This is a genomic window from Pseudomonas sp. MRSN 12121, assembly GCF_000931465.1.
GTDB lineage: Bacteria > Pseudomonadota > Gammaproteobacteria > Pseudomonadales > Pseudomonadaceae > Aquipseudomonas.
The window spans coordinates 4,648,963-4,664,086 of sequence record NZ_CP010892.1; the positions used below are offsets into that span (position 1 = coordinate 4,648,963).

Consider the following 15,124-nt stretch of genomic DNA (forward strand, 5'->3'; position numbering starts at 1 on the left):
CTCAGCGGTCATCCGCATGAATAGACGAAGGATGCCTGCACAGCGCGTTCACTTCGATGGCCATGTAGGGGTACAGCGGCAATTGCATCAGCAGGTCGTGCAGTTCCTGCACGCTGTCGACGTCGAACACGCTGTAGTTGGCATACAGCCCGGCGATGCGCCACAGGTGGCGCCACTTGCCCTGCTCCTGCAGGCGCTGGGCCAGGGCCTTTTCGTCGGCCTTGAGCTGGGCGGCGCGCTCGGGGTTCATGTCGACCGGCAGGTTCACGGTCATTTTGACGTGGAACAGCATGGTGCTCTCCTCATGCGGGATGAATGACAGTTCAGGCTTTGTCGCGGCGGAAGAACGCCAGGCGCTCCTCGTCCAGGCTCAGGCCAAGGCCCGGCGCGCGGGGTACATGCAGCTGGAAATCGTGGTACTGCGGCGGCTCGGCGAGGATGTCCTCGGTCAGCAGCAGCGGGCCGAACAGCTCGGTGTCCCAGCTCAGGGTGCCCAGGGTCAGGAAGGCATGGGCCGAGGCCAGGGTGCCGATGCCGCCTTCGAGCATGGTGCCGCCGTACAGGCCGATACCCGCCGCCTCGGCGATCGCCGCGGTGCGCAATACCGCGCGCGGGCCGCCGTTCTTGGCGATCTTCAGGGCGAACACCGAGGCCGCACCTTCGCGGGCCAGGTTGAAGGCGTCTTCCACGCACTCGATGGATTCGTCGGCCATGATCGGCGCCGGGCTGACGGCGTTCAGGCGCACCATGCCGGCGCGGTTGTGGCGCGAGATCGGCTGTTCGATCAGGTCGATGCCGTTGCCGCCCAGCACCCGGCAGGCGCGCAGCGCCACCGCTTCGTCCCAGGCCTGGTTGACGTCGACCCGCACGCTGGCGCGGTCGCCCAGGGCCTTCTTGATCGCGATCACGTGGGCCAGGTCGCGGTCCACCTCGCCGGCGCCGATCTTCAGCTTGAAGATGCGGTGGCGGCGCAGGTCGAGCATCCGCTCGGCTTCGGCGATGTCCTTGGCGGTGTCGCCGCTGGCCAGGGTCCAGGCCACCGGCAAGGCGTCGCGCACCCGGCCGCCGAGCAGCTCGCTGACCGGCAGCCCCAGGCGCTTGCCCTGGGCGTCGAGCAAGGCGCTTTCGATACCGGATTTGGCGAAGGTATTGCCGCGGATGCTGCGCTCCAGGCGCTGCATGGCGGCGTTGATATTGGCGCCGTCCTGGCCGAGCAGCAGCGGCGTGAAGAAGCGGTCGATATTGGTCTTGATGCTGTCCGGGCTTTCATTGCCATAGGCCAGGCCGCCGATGGTGGTGGCCTCGCCCAGGCCTTCGATGCCGTCGACGCAGCGCAGGCGGATCAGCACCAGGGTCTGGTTCTGCATGGTGTGCATCGCCAGCTTGTGCGGGCGGATGGTCGGCAGGTCGACGATGATCGTTTCGATCGATTCAATGGCACTTGCAAGCATTTCCATACCCATCAGGTTCTTGACGTTATGGGCCCGATTCTCATACGGCTTTTTCCGGGGTTCCAATATAGAATTGGTCTGGTTCGATACCTTAAAGGTATTCATTGATTGCCTGTGGAGGCCTTATGGAGCTGCGTCATCTGCGTTACTTCCAGGTGCTGGGCCAGACCCTCAACTTCACCAAGGCCGCCGAACGCCTGCACATCGCCCAGCCGCCCCTGAGCCGGCAGATCCAGCAACTGGAAGACGAACTCGGGGTGTTGCTGCTGGAACGCGGCCGGCCGTTACGCCTGACCGAGGCCGGGCGGTTTTTCTATGAGCATTCCAGCGTGTTGCTGGAGCAACTGGCCAAGGTTTGCGACAACACCCGGCGCATCGGCCACGGCGAGAAGACCTGGCTCGGCATCGGCTTCGCCCCCTCGACCCTGTACGGCCTGCTGCCGGAACTGATCCGCCGCCTGCGCAGCCACGAGACCCTGGCCCTGGAACTGGGCCTGTCGGAAATGACCACCCTGCAACAGGTGGAAGCGCTCAAGGCCGGGCGCATCGACATCGGCTTCGGGCGCATCCGCATCGACGACCCGGCCATCGTGCAAAAGGTGCAGACCGAGGACCGCCTGGTGGCCGCCCTGCCCGCCGGCCATCCGCTGATCGGCCAGCCGCTGAGCCTGGCGCAACTGGCCGACGAACCCTTTGTGCTCTACCCCGGCAACCCGCGCCCGAGCTACGCCGACCACGTGATCGCGCTGTTCAATACCCATGGCCTGGACATCCGCATCGTGCAGTGGACCAACGAATTGCAGACCGCCATCGGCCTGGTCGGCGCCGGCATCGGCATCACCCTGGTGCCGGCCTCGGTGCAATTGCTGCACCGCGACGACATCGGCTTCAGCCCCCTGCTGGAAGCCAACGCCACCTCGCCGATCATCGTCAGCCGCCGGGTCGGCGATGTGTCCGCCGGGCTCAGCCACTGCCTGCGCATGATCGACCAGTTGCGTGCGGAGTTTCCCGACGCTTGAGTCCGGTGTTCGAACGCTGGTAGGCACCCGCGTTCGTTAATCGCCGGCAAGCCGGGCTCCTACAGCCCCCTCTGCAGAAAAGGGATACAGCTCTGCACGCAGCGGATAGTCCTCGCTCCATCCCCGCCCCTAGCCTGCGCGTCAGTGAACTGCTTTCAATAACAATAAGAGTAAAAAGCAATGAACCTTGCCAAGACCCTCCCCGTGCTGGGCGCCAGCGCGGTGTGCCTGAGTGCGCCCCAACCACTGCTGGCCGACGCCGGCGGTTTTATCCAGGACGCCACCGCCACCCTCCAGGCGCGCAACTACTTCTTCAGCCGCGACTACTCGGATATCCGCGGCACCGAGCAGTCCATGGCCCAGGAATGGGCCCAGGGCTTCATCCTCAACTTCAAGTCCGGCTACACCCCCGGCACCCTCGGCGTGGGCCTGGATGCCATCGGCACCCTGGGGCTAAAGCTCGACAGCGGCCGGGGCCGGGTCAACAGCGGTTTGCTGCCGGTGCAAGAGGACGGCGCAGCCGCCGACGACTACAGCCGCCTGGGCCTGGCGCTGAAACTGCGCCTGGGCAAAAGCGAACTGCGCCTCGGCGAGCTGCAACCCAACCTGCCGGTGCTGAGCTTCAGCGATATCCGCCTGCTGCCGCCCTCCTACCAGGGCGCAAGTGTTGTCTCCAACGACATCGACGGCCTGACCCTGCAAGGCGGCCGCCTGCATTCCACCAGCCTGCGCAACGAAGCCGGCGACGGCAAGCTGCAAGCCATGCTCGGCCACGTGCCGAAACGTGCGGTCAGCAGCGACGCCTTCAACTACGCCGGTGCCGACTACGCCTTCAATGCCAGGCGCACCAGCCTCAGCGCCTGGTACGGCCAGCTGGAAGACCTCTACCACCAGCGCTTCCTCGGCCTGAAACACAGCCAGCCAATGGGCACCTGGATACTCGGCGCCAACCTCGGCTACTACGACAGTGAAGAAGACGGCAAACGGCTGCTCGGCGCCATCGACAACCGGGCCTTGTTCTCCCTGCTCTCGGCCAAGCGCGGCGGCCACACCTTCTACATCGGCTACCAAGGCCTGTTCGGCGACAGCCCCTTCCCCCGGGTCTTCGCCAACATCACCCCGCTGGGCAACGAAGTGCCCACCTACGAATTCGCCTACACCGACGAACGCTCCTGGCAACTGCGCTACGACTATGACTTCGCAGCCAGCGGCCTGCCCGGCCTGACCAGCACCCTGCGCTACATCCGCGGCGACAACGTCGACACCGGCAAAGGCTACGAAGGCAAGGACTGGGAACGCGACCTGGATATCGGCTACGTGATCCAGTCCGGGCCGCTGGGGGGATTGGGGATCAAGGTACGCAATGTGGTGGCGCGGTCGAACTATCGGACCGACATCAATGAGAACCGGTTGTTGCTGAGTTACAGCTGGAAGTTGTTTTAGGGCGCTAAGCCGAGCGCGCCAGGGGATAGCGCGCTCGGCCTGGCCGGGCGCCTTGCCCAGGCCCTTGATCTTTCACCGGGTAATGTAGGGATCCTGGGTCTTGATGAAGTCGTCGAACGCCTGGGCGTTATAGATAGCGAGGCAGGCATGGAACACGACTTTCCTATCCCTATGCTTGCTATTGGCCTGCGTCTTTTCATACAGGGAAGACACAAAGTCCGTCGTCGCCTCATAAGGGTCGTGCAGCGTCTCCAGGGTGTCTTCGTTCTGCTGAATGCTATGCATGCCGTTGCCCATGAACGAGTAGCCGCCAATCGCCGACTCGATATCGCGCTTCAGATCGGACTTGGCCTTGAACTGATTGACGATGCAATAACCCAAGCCGTAGTTCTTCAACGACTGCCGGGCCGCGGCGACATCGACCCCAGCGTAAGCGACGCTGCCCAACTGGCCCGCGGTCAAAAGCAACACCGCTAACATCCGTTTCATTCTTTCAGTTCCCACTCGTTGGTCTTGCGTTGCCTTTGCCCTGATCAAAGCCGAAGGGCCGGATACCGATCGAGGGCTCACCCGTTGCGTAGCGCCGAGTCCGCTTTTAGCACGAACTCCAGCCCGATCCCGACGTCTTCCAGCACTTCAGTCGCACGATCGATAAAGAACTCGGCCTGCTCGGGCAACTCGTGCAGGCCGTGGATGCGGATGATGGGATGCTTACCCAGCGCCCCTGGGATCTCGGTGTAGATCTCACCACTCTCGATAAACGCAACGTAGGTGTTGAGCTTGTCTTGCAGCAATTGCAGGTGTTCGCCTTGCTCGCCTTTATCGCCCCATTCAAGGTGGTCAGTGATAACCAGAATGACGTTGTCAGGCTCCCAGTCGGGGATTGCCCAGATATCGATGACCTGTGAGTTCGTGATGGACATGCCGCTCCTTCAGGGTTTGGGTCGAACAATTTCAACTTTAGTGGGTGGAATTTCAGTGCCTCCGGGGAACCCGGTTTTTCCCTTGCCAACAATAGTGGCACCGCTTTCTTCGATTTCCGGAAAGGCGACTTTCTGGTTCCGGGTCAGGGGGGCTGTAGCCGATGATTTGCATTCGACACAGGAAAGCTTGCCGTCAACATCACGGCCCAACATATCAAACCGTGTACGTATTCCGCTTTTGGTTCTGACCGTCACTTCTCGCCCGCTCTGGACCTGCCTGACACTGTATTCATCGTAAGTGTTGTCTTCGAAGTCTTTTCCGTTTTGCTTGTTCTTCTCCAACTGCGTGCTAAGCACAACGTAGATCGGCTCAAGCCCCGCCCCCGCGGGGAACCAGATAATTGCATCCTGGAATTCAGGGGGATGCTCCGGATTGTGCAGCAGGGTGTCGGACTGCGCAGTGGGCGGGTACACCCACACCAGCGGCAACGGACGCACGCCTTCCAGTGCGGGAATACCCAGTACAGCGTCAGGGTTTGCTGCCGGAGTCCAAATAAGATCAATGCCGTTACAAATGTTCGCAACGTACCGCTCACCGTCCTTCGTCGCCTCGATGACGGGGACATTTTCCCAGTCCCTTTTACCGCCGGTGTAGAACCCGTATGCGTTAACGGAGCCGTCCGGCAAAGTCTTCACGTTGATCCGTACACGGGTCCGGCCCATATCAAGCTGCGCGTACTGGTCAGCTGTATAGAAGGCGCTATCAGGTGCTAGGCGGGTGTTCGGCATCAGTAGCACAAGGGTGCCCACGGCAGCACTCGCCGCAACAGAGCCGGCTGCTGCCGACAGGCTCAGCGCCAGCGAACCACCCAGCCGCTCGGCAATGGCTCCAGCGCTTGCCGAGCCGCCCACCCATTGCAGCGAGGTGCTTTCGGCCGCAATCGCAATCCCGGTGCCAAGCACCGCCCATATCCCGTAGTCGGCCAATGGCTCGACGGGAACAAAACCGGCGGGTTGTCGGTGACTGATTTCACCGTCGGGCAGGTTGCGGCTCTTGGCAAATACACAGCCCCGGAGTGGGGGACCGGCGTCAGGCTTCGGTGCAAGGTCCTTGTACTCGGCCCAGCGTCGAGCGCCGATATCGACAGGATCGACACCCTTATTGCGATAGCCCTTCGGTAGGTTGGGTACATAACCGCTCATGCAACGTCCTTGTTCCGGCTGAGATCAGCCGGCATGACGTTACCGAGACGCCCCACTCCCTGGCTTTAGGACCTATCCTGATTACCCTGCTCCGGTTTCCTGTTCGCCGGTTCTTGGGCAACTCGAACGGCCCAAGAAGCCAACCCGACACACCTTTGCGCGTCGCCCCTTGTAACTACCCGCCGCAACCGGCACCCCGGAAGGTTATTTTTCCCATGAGGACCAATCGATGATCGACTTCAACAACAAAGGCTTCTTCAAGCTCAAGCAGAACGACGAATACGCCGAGCGGGTCAGTGACCTGCTGCTGGACGGCGAGCAGGTGATAGACGCCTATAAATCCCTGCGCGACGGCGTGGTGTTCACCAACAAGCGCATCATCGCGGTCAACGTGCAGGGCATTACCGGCAGCAAGAAGGATTTCACCTCCCTGCCCTACAAAAACATCGTCGCCTACTCGGTGGAAACCTCCGGCACCTTCGACCTGGACTCGGAACTGGAGATCTACTTTTCATCCCTGGGCCAGGTGAAGTTCGAGTTCACCGGCAGGACCTCGATGGTGGAGATTTCCAGGCACATTTCCAGGCATCTGCTGGGCTGACTATTCCGCGCTCAACCCCCACAACACCTGCAGCACATGCTGGGTCGCCCGCTCCACTTCCCCGTCGCGATGGGCGATGCCCAGCTGGCGCCACAGCGGCGGCTGCAACGGGCGCATGGCGATCCGCGTGTCGGGCAGCGGCGTGGCGGCTTCATGGGGCAGCAAGGTGGCGCCGTAACCGGCAGCCACCAGGCTCTTGATCGCGTCGTTGTAGTTGAGCTGGATCCGCGCCGTGGCTTGCTGCCCGCCCAGGGCGAACCATTCCGCCGTGAGGCGCGACAGCCGGGTGCTGTGGTCGTTGAGGATCAGCGGCTGGGCGGCCAGCCACTGCGGGGTCACCGGGTCGGGGCAGTGCCAGCGGGCCGGCAGGAAGGCCATCACCGGGTCCTTGCGCCAGGGCGCGATGCGCAGGCCTTTGACCGGGGTTTGCGGCAAGGCCACGAGGCCGATGTCCAGCGAACCCTCGGCGAGTTTCTTCAGACTCTCCTGGGAGGTCAGCACCGCCACCTGCACGTCGATACCCGGATGCGCCTGGCCCAGGGTCTCCAGGGCCTGGGGCAGCAACTGGGCGATAGCCCCGGTGGACGCCCCCAGGCGCACCCGCCCGGCCAGGCCCAGCACCTGGCGTTGCACATCTTCCAGCGCCTGCTCGGCGTCGGCCAACAGGCGCCGCGCGCGCTCCACCAGGGTTTCGCCGATGGCCGAGGGTTGCACCCGGCCGCGGGTGCGCGACAGCAGCGCCGCGCCCACCCGCGCCTCCAGGTCGGCGATATGCAGGCTGACCGTGGGCGGCGCCAGGTTCAGCGCGCGGGCCGCTTCGGCAAAGGAACCGAGGTCGACAATCGCCACCAGGGTGCGCAACCGGTCGAGGCTGATCTCACGCATGGCCTGCTCCAGATTCAGAAAAACTGAAGCTTAGCGTTATTAAATTCAACTTTCTCTATTTCAGACGCCACCGGAAAATCCGCCCATCCTTCCCGCCTGCGAGTACCCGGCATGAGCACACCCCTTGTATTTATCGATGGCGACCAGGGCACTACCGGGTTGCAGATCCACCAGCGCCTGCGCGGCCGCGACGACCTGCACCTGCTGACCCTCCCCGCCGACCAGCGCAAAGACCCGCAACGGCGCGCCGAGGCCATCAACGCCTGCGACATCGCCCTGCTGTGCCTGCCCGACGAGGCCGCCCGCGAGGCCGTCGCCAGCATCCGCAACCCGGCCGTGCGGGTGATCGACGCCAGCTCCGCGCACCGCACCCATCCCCACTGGACCTACGGCTTCGCCCAGATGGACCCGCAACAGGCGCAACGCATCGCCAGCGCCAAGCGCGTAAGCAACCCCGGCTGCTACCCCACCGGCGCCATCGGCCTGCTGCGGCCCCTGCTGCAAGCCGGGCTGCTGCCCAAGGACTACCCGATCAGCATCAACGCCATCTCCGGCTACTCCGGCGGCGGCCGCGCCGCGGTCGAAGCCCACGAAGGCCCGGACGCCGCTCACACCGCCCCGTTCCAGATCTACGGCCTGGGCCTGGCGCACAAACACGTACCGGAAATCCAGCACCACAGCGGCCTCAACCAACGCCCCCTGTTCGTCCCCGCCTACGGCGCGTTTCGCCAAGGCATCGTGCTGACCATCCCCCTGCAACTGCGCCTGCTGGCTCCGGGGATCGATGGCACGCGGATCCAGAGCTGCCTGGAACGGCATTACGCCGGCAGCAATGCGGTGCAGGTGATGTCGTTGCCACAGGCACAGGCGCTGACGGGGCTTGATCCGCGGGGGTTGAACGATACGGATGAGATGCGGTTGATGGTGTTTGAGGGTGAGGGGCAGGTGTTGTTGGCGGCGGTGTTTGACAATTTGGGTAAGGGGGCGGCTGGGGCGGCGGTGGAGAATTTAGGGTTGATGATTGGGGAGGTGGGTTGAGGTAGGAGGTTTTAGGCGGGGTAATGAGCGGTCGTAGTTTGTCTTTGGTCATTAGCATTCGACCTATGACAGCTTTCGGCCATTAGCGGGCGTTCGATCATAGTTCTCCTACCCCCTTCGATCCTACTAGCTATCAGCCATTAATTTGCTACTATGAAACCGCTTCGTCTGCTTGCTGGTCGAGCCGCCACGCGGCGTTGAACCAAGTTTGCCAGACGGCAGCGTTATCTCTTCGGAGGGCGCTGTGCGGGTCGCGACCAAGATAGCCGTTCAGGTATCTGGGTCTCCCGAAGGTAGTTAGTCCCTGTAGCAGTTGGGTGAGAGCGAACTGGTGATGCCCAACAACACAAGGATCGTCTGAGTGAGCAGACTTTATAAGGACATCTGTAGTCAACGAACCCTATACGGTGCGTGGAGGAAGGTGCGCAGTAGCGCGTTTTTTTCTTCCTCCGACGAAATCAGGCGAGACGCTGAAGAATTTGAGAGTCGACTGCCTGACTCATTGATTGAAATTCAGAGGTCCCTGTCAAAGCAGACATTTGCTTTTCTCCAACAGACCGGAGTTGCACAAAAAAAACCGGGCGGGAAATCTCGTCCGTTGGTGCTATCTCCTATCCCCAATCGCGTTGTGCAGCGTGCCTTGCTCGACGTTTTACAGCGTCGTGTGCCGTTTGTTAGGAAAGTGCTCGACACTGCAACGAGCTATGGGGGAATACCCACGAAACGCGTTGCTATGGCCATATCTGACGCTAGGGATGCTATGCGAAATGGTGCCCGTTTCCATATTCGCTCGGACATTCCGGCCTTTTTTACCAAGATAAATAAAGACCGTATCCAGAATCTATTACGTTCCCACATAAAATGTGACGCAACACTCAAGCTCCTAGACTTGGCGATCACGACCGACCTCGTTAACATCGACGACTTGAGACGGCAGGGTCTCGACGAGATATTTCCGATAGGAATCGAAGGTGTAGCGCAAGGCTCACCCTTATCCCCGTTGTTAGCCAATATCTACCTAGCCGATTTCGACGTGGCCATGAACGCCGATGGCATCACCTGCCTTCGCTACATCGATGACTTCCTGCTGCTTGGAGAAAGTCTTAGCGATGTGGATCGAGCCTTCAACAGGGCTTTAAAGGAGCTAAGCAAAATTGGCTTGAGCGCCTATGACCCACGTGTAGACAAAGTAAAAGCGTCTCGAGGATCCATAGACAAAGGTTTCGACTTCCTAGGTTGCAACGTATCTCCAGGGCTAGTCCAGCCTAGCGAAGCAACTCGTAAGCGCTTCAAAGTGAAGCTAAGGGCCGAATTTGACACAGCAGCTCATGCCCTTCGCTACAATGCGGAATATAAAGATGGTAACGGTAAATACTCGTATTCATCAGCCCTCTACCGAATCGACAAGATCATCTTGGGGTGGGGAAAAGCATTTACGTTTTGCAATGGCTCTCAGTCCATGAAAACCCTAGACGATTTCATCTCAGAACGGCTCATGTCTCTTGAAGCAACAAAAACAAAGGTGCTAGCGATGGCGGATGACGAGGCGCGAAGGAGAGTGTTAGGGATCCGGCTACTGAGCAGTACCCAAGTTGCAATTGATCAATAATATTTTGGATGCACAAAGCGTTCTTGCCACTGCATTTTTAGACATCGCGGTGCATATCCACCGCGATGGCGGCATTCCGAGCTCAAACTAACCACGGCTTCATTTGCTATGAAGATGCGATGTACGCGGTAGTGTAAAAAACCTGAAAATCGACGGCCCTGAGCTTGAGTTGCAGCAATTGATTTCTGATTTGAGTTTCGTCGCTGATTAGGCCTTGTGAGCACACTGACTTAATGAAATCTCGAACACCTTTTTTGAGAGCTTCCAGTTTTTCACTAGTCATGATTCTTGTAGTTGCTTTTGGAGATGCTGCATGCTCAAACTTCTTCGCTGGATGAATCATTATGGGAAAGTATGAAACCCCTGCCCCATACTTATTTTCAAACCACTCTCCCGATCCGTTCAATTGGTTGCAGTCATGTTTATTGATAGTATCGGTTATCGCACCATTTTTACATTCTATGACGATATATTGGTTAGGACCGGTACGCCACAAGACATCTGGACCTCTGCCAGAGTCTGTTTCTGGACGTTGCGAAGTAAAGCCTATAAATCTTGCCAACTGAGCAAGCGCAAGTTCAAAGCGAGCCGCTGTCTCCGGCTCAAATTTTAGGTCCTCTAAAACGCCGTCAAGCTCAATTATCGGGATATTTGGGTTAGCAAAGCTCTGGAGATAACTTTTACATTCTCTTGCCTGCTCAAGAAGTTCACCCTCCAACTTGTGATAGCCAATCCCATCAATAGGCTTCAAAGTTCTTGGGTTATCATTCGCCGCAGAAAGCACCAGCTTTTGACTTTCGACTTGATCATACAAATTTACGTATTCCGCAGCTCTAAGCTTTAAATAGGACCTCATCACCCTGGTAGCTGTCGGCAGAGAATTTATTATCCCACCCCCAATATCCTTTGAATTATTTGCTAATGCTTGATCGTAGGCTTTACGGAGTGCCATTGTTACTGGGTCGGCATTGCTAGTAGGGGTTGCCGTGAGACTAGTTAGTGCACCTTTGCTTGCAGAAACCCAATTAGGATCTTGGTTTAAACAATAGAGCAGTGTATCCCAAATGGCTTGCAAATCAGCTTTGGCAATCTGGCTGGCGACTTTTTCTGATAGGTCAAGCTGAGCCTTGGTTCCAACCGAGAACTTTTGAACGCCGGAACTCGCATATAATTTTCGAGTTAGCGTTTTACCTATTAAGAGTACTGCACAATAATCATCGTTAGAACGTACTCCTCGGCCCATACCTTGCTCCACTCGCTGCGTGATTTGAGTGCTAGAACGGTCAGTGCCTAGCAGAATTCCTTCTTCGACTTTGTCGATCATGCGCCTTACGTCGGGAAGGCCATCAATAACCAGTAACCGACAAGCATCGTTGGGCAAGTCTATGCCATCGTAGCGATTGACTAGCACCGTTAGACCAGCTGTCGTTTTTTTCAGCGCTTTAATTCCATCGTCGATGTTTCCTTTCTTCAACACCGAGTCTGCAATATCTTTCCAGTACTTAGCGCGATGATCTGACGGCACAATAATTACTACATTTACATGTTGCTTTGCATGAATGCAAAGCTGTTTTATGTCGTCATCTGACAACTCCGGATTGATAACTTGCGGCATTAAAATCAACCGATCACCAATATCACCAAAAGAATCAGGACATATCGCTTGATACGCCCGCTCATCAGTAATCCCGAAGTGACTTGCCAGCACGCTATCATCAGCCAGAGTTGCAGTCATGAATACTTTTCGCTCTGCGTACTCAATGCTTGGGATTGAGTTGATAGGTATACAGTGAGAGGATATTTCAATTTTTGAGCTACTAACGACACAGCGCGATAGCTTTAGGCTATCTTTTATTAGCGACCACTTAAACCTAAGGTAATCTTCGTTTCTTTCTTGAATAAGAAGCTTACTTATCTCACTTACATTACTCTGCCAAGCCCAGAATGGCGCAAGCATCTGAATTGACGGGTCATAATTCTCCAACTCTAAAACGCGGGGCTCACTCTGTTGCAATAGCGAATTTCTCAGTAGCTTATAAATCCCCTTATATGACTCACTAGAGCTAGGCAGGGATACTGTATACTGCTCTTCAATTGTATCTAAACATGCATGCGCATCGTCTACTATTAAAGATCCAATACGAATTTTTATTCCTTGATCACCAACCCCGAACGCTGACAGCCCATTGACAAGAGTATAAATATTCGCGACAAGGATCTCTTTCCCCTGAAGGAAACCGTGGGAATTATAATCGGTAGTGGCCGACAGCCCTAACGACCTGGCCTCTTGGACAACTTGTTCAACTAGGTAGTTATCTGGAACGATGTAAACTGCTGGCCCCTTCCCTTCATTCAGGCAGCTTTTTAGTATTAGCAGTCCAACTACTGTTTTACCGCTACCCGTATTCATTTTTATTACGAGATTGCTCTCAGCCTTTCGACTGTGCCATTGCTCCCAAACTTTAGATTGCACATCCCGTGGATATTGATACCTTCCTTTCTCTTTTCCTGGGAGAGAATTGAATATATCCCTGGGCTGCAAGGCAGTATCGCTATTCTGGCCGGTTTGAAGTTTTGAAAAGTCGATCATCGGACGCACTCCCTGTCTGTCACTACTATAGTTATTCTAAAGACCGAGAGAGTAGTAATGACGTCAACTCGCCAGTCGTTCTAGTGCTATACCTCACTCGAATATAAATTGCAATTTTCACCTATGCGATAAACTGTCGTGGGGAGGCTTTACAGGGAAGAAGTTCCAAGTCAGCCAGGCCGCCTTTCGGTGCCATCAACGAGTGCTGCCTCCATAGAAAGGTAAGGAAGAGTCGGCTTTTGTTGATTTATACATTATGACCAGCGGCAGTTTTTGGCCGAAAGCGGTCTTCCATATGTAAAGCACCGTTCATTCCTTCAGGATAAGCGGTGCTTTCATGGTTCTTACTATAGGACCTCAAATCAAAATCAGCTCACTGGCGCTCCACTCCCCAACCCTAAACAAACATCATCAATCACCGCCTTCCCCATCTCCGCCAAAAAGTGCGAAGCCCAGGCGTAACGCTCCCCTTGCTCCTCCATGGCAGCGTCGAGTGCAAGTTTCTTGGCGTAGTACAGCAAGGTCGAAGCCTGTTCCAGCGCTTGCTGTAAAGGCACATCGGCGTTGACGCGGAACAGGGTTTGCTCGGGATCGGCGCAACTGCCGAAGGTGACGAAGCCCAGGGTTTTGATGGGGGGTGGCGTGCTCATAGGTCACCTCCTGCGACAGCCAGGAAGTGGGTGTTATTGAGCATGGAAAGGCGAGACGAAAAACAACGAAGTCCAGACAGATGACGGGCGTGCATGATTGGAACTCCCATATCGAAATGAGAGCTGCCGCGTTCGTTCTCAGGCGAATGGGTGGCAGCTGTGCGCAGGCTGAGAAACCGGAGATACAGGAACCCGGCAGACCCGAAGGTCTCCCACGCACAGCCGCCATAACACGAATTGACGGGCACAAAAAAACGCCTGCAATCGTGGGCGGGCGCTTGTGCGCCTGCATCTTACCGGGTTCTCAGGCCCGATCGCTGATTTTGCAGCGACAGGGGCAGACTAGGTGCGTGACCACCAAGCAACAACCACAAAACCGTCGCCGTTTATGTCGATGCCCTGCCCTTCAACCACCCTCGCCGCTCCCCCGCCAACATCAATTCCCTCTGAGCCCACGCCCACTGCGCCACCGCACAAAAAAAACGCCTCCCCCACAGGAAGGCGTTTCAGCTGTACAGAAACATCAAGTGGCAACTGGCTGGCTATTGCTCATCCTTTTTCATCGAGGCGCGTGCCTCGTATTCCCGGCTTTCTTCGGCGTCGGGTGCTTCGGGCAGGCTGCCGGGGGTGAACATGTGGGTTTGCAGGTCGCTGGCGTCGATGTCGACCACGCCTTGGATGCCGCGGGTCAGGCTGATGGCTTGTTCGCATTGTTTGTGGGTGGCGAGGCGGCCGCTCAGGGTGACTTTGCCGGCGTGGGTCTTGACGTGGATGGGCAGGCCACGGGTCGGTTCGGCGAAGGTCAGGGCCGAGCGGACCTTGGTGCTGAGCCACACATCGTGCATGACGCTTTCCAGGCCCTGGGAGTAATGCTGCAAGGAATGAAGTTTCATCGTGGGACCCTCTCGCGCAAGCGGTTGGACAATGCGTCCCCGGGCGCTGTCGCCCTCCGCCGGAGCCGGTTCGCTAGCGGGCAAGGGAACTCGCCGGCCCCGCAGGGACACGAAATAATTATAGTCCGGCCAGGGCCCGCGCCGACGTTGGGCAGTGGCCAGGGCACGCCCCTGTTCAGGCGGCCGCCACCACCGGCAGGCGCGGATTTTTCCGTGACACCCCGGCGCTATTCGCTAAGGTCTATGGACCACCGGCCCAAGGCTCGACGGCCTCGAAGCAGCGCCCCGGGCCGGCCCATGTGACAGACCAGGAGAACCCCATGCACCCCTTCACCCTCGAACGTATCGACCATGTCGTCCTGCGGGTCAGCGACCTGGCGCGCAGCCTGGCCTTCTACCAGTCGGTGCTCGGCTGTGAGTTGAAGAAGCGCCGCGACGACCTGGGGCTGCTGCACCTGAGCGCGGGCGCGTCGATGATCGACCTGGTGGACGTCGCCGGGCCACTCGGCCGCGAAGGCGGAGCGGCGGCCGGTGCGCAGCGGCGCAATGTCGATCACTTCTGCCTGCGCGTCGAACCCTTCGACGAGCAGGCGCTGCTGGCGCACTTGAGCGCGGCCGGCCAGCAGGTGCAAGCCGCAGAGCTGCGCTACGGCGCAGAGGGCAAGGGCTTGTCGATCTATTGCTTCGACCCCGACGGCAACCAGATCGAGCTCAAGGGCCCGCCGCTGGAGCCTTGAGCCTCTTAACCCCTGCGCAGCCGGCCAGGCTTTGCCAGGCGCCCGCGCCCCTGGCAGGCTGTTGCCCCTGTTTGATGTGTCT

The 15,124-nt window shown here is 58.2% G+C and carries 15 protein-coding genes; 6 read left to right on the forward strand and 9 right to left on the reverse strand.

From position 1 onward, the window contains the following. Position 1: 1 nt before the first annotated feature. Together catC and TO66_RS21135 are read right to left on the reverse strand one after the other, a co-directional pair. A complete protein-coding gene (gene catC, locus TO66_RS21130; protein WP_009044734.1) occupies positions 2-292 on the reverse strand; it encodes a muconolactone Delta-isomerase in 291 nt (96 codons plus the stop codon). A gap of 31 nt (positions 293-323) precedes the next feature. After that, positions 324-1,451: a muconate cycloisomerase family protein gene (locus tag TO66_RS21135; protein ID WP_177330444.1), complete on the reverse strand. Its 1,128-nt coding sequence runs from the start codon at positions 1,449-1,451 to the stop codon at positions 324-326. Between the two features lie 125 nt (positions 1,452-1,576). Between TO66_RS21135 and TO66_RS21140 the strand changes: the two genes are divergently transcribed. Next, on the forward strand, positions 1,577-2,470 hold the full coding sequence (locus tag TO66_RS21140; RefSeq protein ID WP_044464098.1) for a LysR family transcriptional regulator: 894 nt from the start codon (positions 1,577-1,579) through the stop codon (positions 2,468-2,470). 180 nt (positions 2,471-2,650) lie between these two features. Next, positions 2,651-3,913, forward strand: coding sequence for an OprD family porin (locus TO66_RS21145; RefSeq protein ID WP_044464099.1), 1,263 nt, complete (start codon positions 2,651-2,653; stop codon positions 3,911-3,913). 72 nt (positions 3,914-3,985) lie between these two features. Here TO66_RS21145 and TO66_RS21150 read toward each other — a convergent pair whose 3' ends face one another. The 3 genes from TO66_RS21150 to TO66_RS21160 all read right to left on the reverse strand — a co-directional run bounded on the left by TO66_RS21150 (position 3,986) and on the right by TO66_RS21160 (position 6,039). After that, a complete protein-coding gene (locus tag TO66_RS21150; RefSeq protein WP_052506150.1) occupies positions 3,986-4,402 on the reverse strand; it encodes a hypothetical protein in 417 nt (138 codons plus the stop codon). A gap of 77 nt (positions 4,403-4,479) precedes the next feature. Next, the gene (locus TO66_RS21155) at positions 4,480-4,836 is read right to left on the reverse strand and encodes a DUF6572 domain-containing protein (RefSeq protein ID WP_044464100.1); all 357 of its coding nucleotides are present in this window, start codon (positions 4,834-4,836) and stop codon (positions 4,480-4,482) included. Between the two features lie 9 nt (positions 4,837-4,845). Next, entirely contained in the window at positions 4,846-6,039 is a 1,194-nt protein-coding gene (locus tag TO66_RS21160) for an S-type pyocin domain-containing protein (RefSeq protein WP_044464101.1), read from the reverse strand. A gap of 229 nt (positions 6,040-6,268) precedes the next feature. On the opposite strand from TO66_RS21160, the gene TO66_RS21165 reads away from it, so the two are divergent. Beyond that, positions 6,269-6,640, forward strand: a complete 372-nt coding sequence (locus TO66_RS21165) for a PH domain-containing protein (RefSeq protein ID WP_044464102.1) — start codon at positions 6,269-6,271, stop codon at positions 6,638-6,640. On the opposite strand, the gene TO66_RS21170 is transcribed toward TO66_RS21165, so the two are convergent. Then, positions 6,641-7,525 carry a LysR family transcriptional regulator gene (locus TO66_RS21170; RefSeq protein WP_044464103.1) on the reverse strand — a complete coding sequence of 295 codons (885 nt, stop codon included), beginning with the start codon at positions 7,523-7,525 and terminating at the stop codon, positions 6,641-6,643. It abuts the gene before it with no gap. A 111-nt stretch (positions 7,526-7,636) separates the two neighbouring features. Here TO66_RS21170 and argC point away from each other — a divergent pair, with 111 nt between their 5' ends. Beyond that, positions 7,637-8,563: an N-acetyl-gamma-glutamyl-phosphate reductase gene (argC, locus tag TO66_RS21175; protein ID WP_044464104.1), complete on the forward strand. Its 927-nt coding sequence runs from the start codon at positions 7,637-7,639 to the stop codon at positions 8,561-8,563. Positions 8,564-8,924: 361 nt separating this feature from the next. After that, positions 8,925-10,172, forward strand: coding sequence for a reverse transcriptase domain-containing protein (locus tag TO66_RS21180; protein WP_044464105.1), 1,248 nt, complete (start codon positions 8,925-8,927; stop codon positions 10,170-10,172). A 106-nt stretch (positions 10,173-10,278) separates the two neighbouring features. On the opposite strand, the gene TO66_RS32795 is transcribed toward TO66_RS21180, so the two are convergent. The 3 genes from TO66_RS32795 to TO66_RS21190 form a co-directional block, all read right to left on the reverse strand. Beyond that, complete coding sequence (locus TO66_RS32795) at positions 10,279-12,762, reverse strand: DEAD/DEAH box helicase (RefSeq protein WP_082061128.1); 2,484 nt, start codon at positions 12,760-12,762, stop codon at positions 10,279-10,281. 368 nt (positions 12,763-13,130) lie between these two features. Further along, positions 13,131-13,412 carry a DUF3077 domain-containing protein gene (locus TO66_RS21185; RefSeq protein ID WP_044464106.1) on the reverse strand — a complete coding sequence of 94 codons (282 nt, stop codon included), beginning with the start codon at positions 13,410-13,412 and terminating at the stop codon, positions 13,131-13,133. A gap of 542 nt (positions 13,413-13,954) precedes the next feature. After that, a complete protein-coding gene (locus TO66_RS21190; protein WP_044464107.1) occupies positions 13,955-14,305 on the reverse strand; it encodes a BON domain-containing protein in 351 nt (116 codons plus the stop codon). Between the two features lie 320 nt (positions 14,306-14,625). Between TO66_RS21190 and TO66_RS21195 the strand changes: the two genes are divergently transcribed. Beyond that, a complete protein-coding gene (locus TO66_RS21195) occupies positions 14,626-15,042 on the forward strand; it encodes a VOC family protein (RefSeq protein WP_044464108.1) in 417 nt (138 codons plus the stop codon). Positions 15,043-15,124: the final 82 nt, after the last annotated feature.